The organism is Psychrobacter sp. DAB_AL32B (assembly GCF_002224105.1).
GTDB lineage: Bacteria > Pseudomonadota > Gammaproteobacteria > Pseudomonadales > Moraxellaceae > Psychrobacter.
Genome location: NZ_NEXU01000061.1, coordinates 1 through 9630, shown reverse-complemented (window position 1 = coordinate 9630; position 9630 = coordinate 1). Strand labels below are relative to the sequence as shown.

Sequence of the window (9630 nt, the reverse complement as noted above, 5' to 3'; positions counted from 1 at the left end):
TTCTGATTTTATCGCTCACAGGCTAAAGGAGATGACTATGTTCCGTTATTTAGGGTTACGCTATTTAGAGTTACGCTATTTAGGCATTTTACTTTTGCTATCGATAATGCCGTTATCCCTAGCTGAGGCGAGTACTAAAGATAACAATGATACTAGCAACAAGACTAATAATGTTGTGCTACCGAAGTGGCTCATTGTTGAATTGGTAGAAAAACGCTGCTCTTCACCGGAGCCTAGTCCCAAAGTAAGTCCTGATCTTGAGTATGACTGTTCGGACAAGTATGAAGACGCAGATGGCGAAGAACAGAGCATGGGTTATAGTCTGCGCTTATTACCATTGATAAAAGAGGATTTTAATCGCGATGGCGTTGAAGATATTGCCTTAGAAGTTGAATCTATGGGTCCATTGGGTGGTAGTGTTTATTCTAATAGTACGATTTATTATCTGCTATTAAATAAGAATAAGAGCATTATTAATGAACATGAGATATTGCTATATGCTCCCTTTAGTGAGCATATCGTTGAGTACGAAGTGAAGGGTAAGCAAATTTATTATAGTGCCGTGCCTAACTATCGCTCGCATCCTGAAGCATATGAGGATGGTGAGCTGCTAGAGTCGTCACTTGAGTTTACGGTAAATTGGGAGAGGGGCAATCCTGTTAGTAGCTATTATCAGGATAATTGCCGCCTATCTCGTACCAAAGATAAGAGCTTGTTAGACCTTAGTCTTGGCGGAACGAGTCAGAAAGATATCGATATGCATGAATATACCCAAGTGATCACTGAATCCATTCAGGCAAATAGGCTAAGTATTGAAGCGACGTTATCGGGGTGCGACTTAAGTAGTGTTTCATACAATATTAAGCCACAACAAGGTAAGTCATTACCCGTATTTTCAGAAGTTTTAAAGACTCTCATACCTCTAGCGCATCATACCAAGCAGCTAAAAACGTTACAAACGTTAGAAAAACGCTCGTCGCTAAAATTTGCTGAGAGAATACTCTTATATAGTGGCTGGCAAGCCATCGTGCATGTTGATAGAGAGGATAAAACACCACACATACTTATTGTGATTGAACAAACTGAATAGATTGCTCTCTTAAAATAACTTTATTTGAAAGAGTCTGTTTATCGATATCTTTTCATAGTTGAATAATAATAAACCCAGTTAAGAATGCCTTAGCTGGGTTTATTATTGGTCAGTTATTAAGCTTTCAAGATATGATTAAATGTCTGTTAGACGTTTTTACCATGTTGCTTTTGTTGAATATCTTTTGCTAAGTTATAGCATTCATTGATATGATCAGTCGCAATCTTCTTGAAAATCATATAGCCCATGGTACCTGCGACCAGTTGACCACCGAGTGGGATGAACTTGGTGACTTGTTTCGCAGCGATACGACCACCAAAGCCTTGAACGGTCTTTTTAACGATACCACGAGTTGCCATCAGTCCTGCAAAGTCAACCGTACGATCTTTTAGCGCACTCCAGTGAATAGCGCGTGACTCTAGATCTACAGCAGCCTTACGGTCTTCAAGCAAACCAAAGCGCTCACTAATCTCAGGTAGCAGCATCGTCAGCATGCCAGCGTCAACTGCCACATCAAAAAACGGCACAGGAACGATGGCAACACCAGCAGAGATTCTGGCGCGTTTTTTAACCATAGCGATACACTCTTTTTTGACTTGCTCAAGATCTAAATTTGGATCAATAGTATTAGATAGTTTTTCAGCAGCGGGGGTGGTTTTCATAAAGTATCCTTAAAGTAATTAAAAGAAGAAGCAATTAAAAGAAAAACAGTGAATAATAAAGCATCAAATATTAAATTAGATGGCAAGCATCTGATGTGCTTATAAGATGTTTACCATTTTATGGATTTATAAGCGCCATACAATCATTGCTTTGTAGCAAAATGCATAAAATTACGGTCACTGTGAACAGTTTTTGTAAATGAAGCGATATGCTTAAATTATGCTATAAGTTACGTCATTGTGACCGCCTAAATAATTAATAACTCTATACTGACGTGCTGAAAATTAACATTGTGACCGCCTGCCAAAGCCAGTAGAATACCGATATGCTAAATTTAACCCCCCGTTATACCAGCGCTCGCATCGACGAGTTGCCCGCCGCGTTGCAACCACTTGCCGCCCAATCATTTACCCTTGCTCGCCTCTATGCGGGGCGCGGTATCACTGAGCCTGCTGAGCTTGAGACTCAGCTATCCAGTTTGTTAGCTGCTGAGCGGCTACATGGTGTCACCGAAGCGGTACGTTTACTAGATGCCGCCATTGATGAGGGTCAGCGTATTCTTATCGTTGGCGACTTTGACTGCGATGGAGCAACCAGTACGGCGCTAATGATGCGCGCGCTAACCGCCATGGATGCGAAGGTTGATTTTCTGGTGCCTGACCGTTTTAAATACGGTTATGGTCTAACGCCAGAGATTGTCGAATTGGGTATTGAGACTTATCAGCCGCAAATGATCGTCACGGTAGACAATGGAATCTCAAGCCATGAAGGTGTGGCGCGTGCGCAGGCTGATGGTATTACCGTCATTATCACTGATCATCACCTCACTACTAAAGAGACGCCACCTGCTGAAGCCGTGGTCAATCCCAATCAGCTTGATTGCAACTTTGCTAGTAAAGCATTGGTGGGCGTTGGGGTGGCATTTTATGTACTTGGACGACTGGCAAAACTGCGCCGTAAAGCGGGTAAATCCACCGTACAAGTAAGCCAATATTTAGATTTGGTGGCACTTGGGACGATTGCTGATGTTGGCGTACTCGATAAAAACAATCGTATTTTAGTGCATCATGGTTTGGCTGCTATTCGTCAGGGGCGCTGCTCTTTGGGTATATTAGCGTTATTAGAGCAAGCAGGTCGTGATCCCAAAAAACTACAGGCGCAAGACTTTGGTTTTGTCTTAGGGCCGCGTATCAATGCCGCTGGTCGTATGGATAATATGCGCATCGGTATCGAGTGTTTACTAGCGGATGACTGGCAAACTGCGCAACGTTTGGCGCAAGAGCTTGAGCAACTTAACCGTACTCGTCGTCAAGTAGAAGGCGAGATGCGAGCGCAAGCGGATAGCATCGTTCAAGCGTTAGCTACTGCTGCTACAGATATCGATGATAATGCTAATACCAATATTGATACTGATGAAAGCGCTGATATGATTATTCAGCATAAAACTGAGAAACAGGTTGTTAATAATCACAATCGCAGTATTGTGTTATATCAAAATGACTGGCACCAAGGCGTGATCGGTATCGTTGCAGGTCGCTTAAAAGAAAGCCATTATTTGCCTAGCATTGTCTTTGCGCCAGCGGATACTAAGCGCACGGGTGACGATGATGCTATTAAAGGCTCGGCGCGTTCTATCGCAGGCGTGCATATTCGTGATGCGATTGAACAAGTTGCCGAACGTCATCCTGACTTAATCAGTCATTTTGGTGGTCATGCGATGGCAGCAGGGTTGACGTTGAAACGTGGTAACTTTGATGGCTTTGTGACAGCTTTTAACGACGTACTGGCACAGATGGATGATGAAGTATTTGCTGAGCAGAAATTTACCGATGGTCCTTTGCAAGCGGGCGACTTTAGCTTATGGTTCGCTGAGCATTTAGCGGATGCCAGCATTTGGGGACATGGATTCGCGCCCCCGATATTTGATGGTGTATTTGAAGTCTTAAACTTTAAAATACTAAAAGACAAACATCTTAAGTTATCTCTGCGTTATCCCGATGTGCAGTACCCAATTGAGGCAATTCAATTTAACTTTGATAGCAGTGCTTGGGATTACCGCGCCGAAAAAGTGCATATATTGTTTGAGTTAGATATCAATGAGTGGAATGGCAAACAAAGCTTGCAATTAATGGTTAAGGATTTGGCGGTTATTACTGAGGTCTAAAATTATTTCTTGTCGCTATTGAGCTAAAAAGGGCGTTAATCATAAAGATTAATGCCCTTTTTCTGACTTTACGTTTTGTTGTTTTTGATATAAAACTAATTATATTAAAGCGAATGCTTTTTCATCAGACTAATATCTGGGAAGTGCCAATCATAGCGCACCGCTAGCATACGAATCACGAAAATAGTCATCATCGTCGACGCTTCTTTTATCCAAGGCGTAATAGCCATGCTTTCCATGACAAAATACAATATCCCGCCGATAATCGCTGCCGTCACATAAATCTCACGTTGCAATACTAATGGAATCTCATTACATAGCATGTCACGAATAACACCGCCGAACAAAATATTCAATACCCCAAGCAAGATACAGATAGGAATATTAGCGCCCATTTCTTGCGCCACTTGTATACCAATTAAGGTGAAAATTGCTAGTGCCAAGCCATCAAAGAGCTTTAATAAGCCATCCACATGGCGCGCCTTTGGGTTACAAAATATCTGAAAGCCAACGGAAGTAATAGTAATGATTAATAGATAATTCATATTGACCATCCAAAATAATGGATAGCGATCAAGAATAATATCACGTGCGGTAGGACCACTAATAGCGGCAATCATAGCCACTAGAATACAGCCGAACACATCAAAGTTTTTATGCTTTGCTAAAATCGTTCCTGAGACGCTACAGGCAAAAATGCCAAACATTTCCAGCCAAAACATAAATGAGGTTGGCTCAAATCGTGTGACAAACTCAGGGGTGAGGGCAAGCGGATTCTGCGTTACTGCATTAACAGCTGAAGTGGCAGAGGCAGCAATGTTAGAGGTAGCAGTCACGCTTAAGGGCGCGGCGAACAATAGATCAAAAGGTTGACCAAATAAAGTAATACAGCAGGCATTCAGCCACGCATAGACATTGACACTCATAATACTGATCATAAGGATTCACACAGAAAATTCGCTTAGTAAGTTAAAAGGCGGCTAAGCGTTTAGTCACCTGTTAACTTACTAAGCGAATGGAAGGAAGATGCCAATCAAATCTCAATGCCAGCATGCGCACGGCAAAGATGACAAACAGCATAGTAAATTCGTTTGCTATAGCGTCAAGACCCCAGTAGTCGAGCACCAAATACGTCAATGATCCTGCGACACTGGCAGTGATATAAATCTCACGCTGGAGTAACAAAGGTATTTCATTACAGATAATATCACGTAATAAGCCACCAATAATGGCAGTCCAAACCCCCATCATGACAGCGATAACTGGTGACATATCTTGCGCCAATGCCACTTTAAAACCGATAACGCTGAATGCTGCCAAACCAATGGCATCAAAGAGTTTGAGCGCATTGTCAATTTTATGATACAGATGAAAAAATATTTGTAAGATAAGCGAGGTGAGGGTAATAACAATCACATAGTTAAGATCGGTCATCCAAAATAGCGGATGGCGATCGAGCGCCATGTCTCGTAGCGTACCACCGCCAATGGCATTGACCATAGACACTAGGATACAGCCCGCAACATCAAAGCCTTTATGCTGAGCAAGTAATGTACCAGCGATAGCGCAAGCAATCACCCCAACCATATCTAATAAATATAGTAGAATATCTGGGAAAATGAAACTATTTATCATTGATATTTTTTAGCCTCACCCATCTTTTGCAAATAATATCAGCCCTAGCATAATCAGCCCGATACCGACTAAGCCCAATGCCGAAGGTATCGCATTATTTAGCAGTAATATACCGCCAATTAAAGCAAATATGACCTCGCTGGCTTGGGTAGAGTCCACGCCAGCGACTTCACTTGACGTCACTGCTTGCTCACGGGCATATAAAAATATACTTGTCGCGGCAACGCCTGCCAATAAAGCCACCAGCAAAGTATTGAATAGCTGCGAGGTAGCAGGTGCTTCAGGGCGCACTATCAAGCCTAAAATTAGCCAAAATGGTAAACTACCAAGGGTCATTAGCCATATTTTATTAAAGGCATTTTGCAGTAAGGTTGTCTCAATAGCAGGAATGCGAGCGATTAGATTCTGTAAGGCAGAGGTTGGCTCAGCTATAGATGTATTGGTTTGTTGGTGAGACTTATTAGCATCGAGGTTAGTCGCATCATAGCTTACGGTAGATAAATCATACGCTTCTGATATGAGCGGTTGGTTATGATTATCGATATTATTTTGATGGTCGGCGCTTTCTCTTTCTTGTTGTCGCTCAGCAATATGTTTGCGAGAGTTGTGGGAGACTTGCCAAACCAGTTGATTACCGATGGGGTAACTAAACGCCGCAACCAGCGCAGGCAGAGCGCCATATAGCAGCATATCAGCCATTGGAACGGTATTGATATCGGCTAGGGCAGAGGCACGTAATCCCTCGCTGACGTTGACGAGTACCACGCCAATAAAGACCAGCAGCGCATAAAGAATGAACTTTTTATCAAAGCGTTGCCCAAATGCCAATAATACCAACAGACTGGTAACTACGGTAAACATAAAAGTCGCCGCGACGACCCAGCCGGCAACGTGGTCACCAGCATAGCAAATGCCAGTATAAAATGCACCAAAGCCGATACTACCGGTAGTGCACCAAAATCGCCAATGCTGAAAGAAGATAGCGCTCAATTCTTTAATGCGCCCAAAGCCATGCTGCATCGTAATAATGACGGTGATGATTAACCACATAAATAAATAGCGCAGACTCGCTGACCAAAACCAATGGCCACCGGCACTACTCATCAGCTCATTTAAGATAAACGTGGAGCTAAAGAACGCACCAGCCAATAAGCCCAATAAAATTAGTTTGACCATCCATGTGTCCTTATAGCTGCCTAGCTATTTATTTATATTATCCATACAGGTTATTTATTTGGAGCATTTATTCAGGTTTTCGGATGTTATTTACCTTTAGCATCCGCCCAAATAATTTTGTGTAATTGCAACTGAAAACGTACCGGCAAGGCATCGCTTAATATCCATTCAGCAAGCTCTCGCGCTAATACAGGCACATCAGGGCTACTGTCATTCTCAGCGACATTGAACATTGGTGAAAACCAAACTGTACCGACCAATTCATCTAGCTTATATTCGATAAGTTTGGCCTTTGCCCAGTCATAGTCTTTACGGTTCATAATCACAAACTTAAGCTGATCGTGCTGAGTCAGATAATCAAGATTTGACCATAAATTTTTATCAACTTCGCCTGAGCTTGGGGTTTTCAGATCCATCACCTTGCTGACCGCTGGTGGGACGTTTTCGACCGTCAGTGCACCTGCGGTTTCAAGTGAGATTTCATAATCGTCATTCAGCAAACGTGTCATCAATTCAATGGCATTTGGCTGCGCTAAAGGCTCGCCACCAGTTAGACAAATGCGCTTACACGGGAAGCTTGCGATAGTCGTCATGATGGTCTCAAGCGACTGACGCTCGCCGCCACTAAAAGCATATTCGGTATCGCAGTAGACGCAGCGCAGTGGACAGCCAGTTAGGCGGACGAATATGGTCGGCAAACCTGAGGTCAGCGCCTCACCTTGCAAGGAATAAAAAATCTCGGTCAAACGTAACCCAGCTTCTGGATCAGTAACAGGAATCGCAGAAGTGCGTAAAGATAACTCACTCATAATATTTCAAATACAATTAGATGTTGATAAAGTGATTAAACCTTTATCAATCGTAATAAAAAGGCGGTTTGTGGTACGTGTCGCTTTATGTCTGAATAAGGCTAAAACAAGAACAGGATTATAACGTAATGTCTGTTATTAAGCTGCTATTAAGCTGCTATTAAGTGACAAAAAAAATGCCGGAGTAAACCCCAGCATCTTTTTATTATTCAAAACAGCTAATGTATTGAATAAATATAGTGACTAAGCATCTAAGCTAAACGTAATAACTCAGTTACTGATGTTTTAGCACGGGTTTGTGCATCGACTTTTTTCACGATAATAGCTGCATATAAGCTGTGTGTGCCATCTTCAGACGGTAAGCTGCCCGGTACAACGACGGAGCCAGCTGGTACACGGCCGCGATGGATTTCACCTGTTTCACGATCATAAATGCGGGTAGATTGACCGATATAAACGCCCATAGAGATGACAGCGCCTTCTTCTACGATAACCCCTTCAACGATTTCAGAGCGTGCACCGATGAAGCAGTTGTCTTCAATGATAGTTGGGTTGGCTTGTAGCGGTTCTAAGACGCCACCGATACCAACACCACCAGATAGATGGACGTTTTTACCGATTTGGGCGCATGAACCAACCGTCGCCCATGTATCTACCATTGCGCCTTGATCCACATAAGCGCCGATATTGACATACGACGGCATCAATACTGCACCGGCTGCAATGTATGAGCCTTTACGAGCAACCGCTGGTGGCACAACACGTACGCCTGCTTCTTTAAATTGTGCTTCAGTCCAGTCAGCAAACTTAGTCGGAACTTTGTCATAAAACTGCAGGTGTTCGCCAGCTGCTTGAATGTAGTTGTCGTTTAAACGGAATGATAATAGGACGGCTTTTTTCGCCCACTGATTAACGACCCATTCGCCATCCTTTTTTTCTGCAACGCGCAATGTACCGTTATCTAACTGCTCAAGCACTTGCTCAATAGCATTACGTACGTCTTGTGGCATAGTACTTGGGCTGTATTCGTTACGGTGTTCAAAAGCTTGTTCAATAGTTTGTTGTAATGACATAAAAACCCCTAAAATTGATGAAAGGTAAGTAAAAATAGATATTGTAATTAGCGCGGTCTGGACTAAAAATTGCTTGCTTTATTTTTGCTAAAAGTCGCTAATTTAGCCACTTTTAGCAAAACGTTAAACGACAACAACGACGCTGCTATTAATTATCTACGGCATTGTTATTTAGCCAATCTAAGATATCTTGATAGACCACATTATTGTTCTTTTCATGGAGTGGTTCATGGCGCATATGAGGGTAGAGCTGTGCAGATACATTGCTAAAATGCTGTTTTTCTAAACGGCTAGCAATTTTGCGAATGCCACGGCCCATATCACCGATAGGATCATTTTCTCCACTGATAAATAGTATCGGAAAATCCTTAGCAATCGTCGTGGCCCAGTTTTTATTCAATCCTGCTTCCATCAGAGTAAATAAAGTCATAAAACCGTTGTTGGTAAAGGTAAAACCGTTTAATGGATCGGCTTCGTACGCTTCGACGGCGGCGGGGTCTTCATTTAGCCACGCAAACTGTGAGGAAGAAATACGATTGTTAAGCTTGCTATTGAGCACCTTGTTCATCGCATTAGCAAGTATGGTGTTTGGCTTTTTAGGCGCCGCTTTTGCCAGTAGCTTATTGACAGGCAGTAATACTTTGGTCAATGGATTGGCGTCAGCGGTACCCATTAGGATTGCGCCCGTAAAGTCTCGCGCATGGTGCTTAAGCACGTTGCGTACAATAAAAGAGCCCATAGAATGACCCATCACAAAGTGCGGAACAGTCGGATGACGAGCTTTTAAGCTATCTGCCATGATGATGACATCTTTTAATAGCGACTGTACAGGATGCTCATGCCCAAAAAAACCCAAGTCTTTGGCAGATTTGACGGTTTTTCCATGACCGAGCTGATCATAAGTGGCAACTGCGATACCATGATCGGCTAAAAATTGTGCGAAATCTGCATAACGACCGCTATGTTCTGCCATACCGTGAACTATCAGCAGGGTGGCGGTAATAGTGGTATCACTATCAC

Annotated in this window: 9 protein-coding genes; 2 read left to right on the top strand and 7 right to left on the bottom strand. The window is 42.8% G+C overall.

Annotated features, from left to right (window positions below):
* Positions 1–1090 (top strand): hypothetical protein (locus CAN34_RS07110; protein WP_217320614.1); only part of this gene is annotated, 1090 nt, incomplete at its 5' end.
* 146 nt (positions 1091–1236) lie between these two features.
* Here the strand turns inward: CAN34_RS07110 and CAN34_RS07105 are convergent.
* Entirely contained in the window at positions 1237–1752 is a 516-nt protein-coding gene (locus tag CAN34_RS07105) for a hypothetical protein (protein ID WP_079691226.1), read from the bottom strand.
* Positions 1753–2078: 326 nt separating this feature from the next.
* Between CAN34_RS07105 and recJ the strand changes: the two genes are divergently transcribed.
* Positions 2079–3917: a single-stranded-DNA-specific exonuclease RecJ gene (gene recJ, locus CAN34_RS07100; protein ID WP_089555056.1), complete on the top strand. Its 1839-nt coding sequence runs from the start codon at positions 2079–2081 to the stop codon at positions 3915–3917.
* A 104-nt stretch (positions 3918–4021) separates the two neighbouring features.
* On the opposite strand, the gene CAN34_RS07095 is transcribed toward recJ, so the two are convergent.
* The 6 genes from CAN34_RS07095 to CAN34_RS07070 form a co-directional block, all read right to left on the bottom strand.
* A complete protein-coding gene (locus CAN34_RS07095) occupies positions 4022–4855 on the bottom strand; it encodes a trimeric intracellular cation channel family protein (protein ID WP_254423124.1) in 834 nt (277 codons plus the stop codon).
* Positions 4856–4916: 61 nt separating this feature from the next.
* Positions 4917–5552, bottom strand: a complete 636-nt coding sequence (locus CAN34_RS07090; RefSeq protein WP_079691228.1) for a trimeric intracellular cation channel family protein — start codon at positions 5550–5552, stop codon at positions 4917–4919.
* A 15-nt stretch (positions 5553–5567) separates the two neighbouring features.
* Entirely contained in the window at positions 5568–6728 is a 1161-nt protein-coding gene (locus CAN34_RS07085; RefSeq protein ID WP_089555055.1) for a multidrug resistance efflux transporter family protein, read from the bottom strand.
* Positions 6729–6814: 86 nt separating this feature from the next.
* Positions 6815–7537, bottom strand: coding sequence for a 7-carboxy-7-deazaguanine synthase QueE (gene queE / locus CAN34_RS07080; RefSeq protein ID WP_079691230.1), 723 nt, complete (start codon positions 7535–7537; stop codon positions 6815–6817).
* 251 nt (positions 7538–7788) lie between these two features.
* Positions 7789–8610 carry a 2,3,4,5-tetrahydropyridine-2,6-dicarboxylate N-succinyltransferase gene (gene dapD / locus CAN34_RS07075; RefSeq protein ID WP_089555054.1) on the bottom strand — a complete coding sequence of 274 codons (822 nt, stop codon included), beginning with the start codon at positions 8608–8610 and terminating at the stop codon, positions 7789–7791.
* 148 nt (positions 8611–8758) lie between these two features.
* Positions 8759–9630, bottom strand: an 872-nt coding sequence (locus CAN34_RS07070) for an alpha/beta hydrolase (protein WP_133063020.1), incomplete at its 5' end; no start/stop codon positions are given.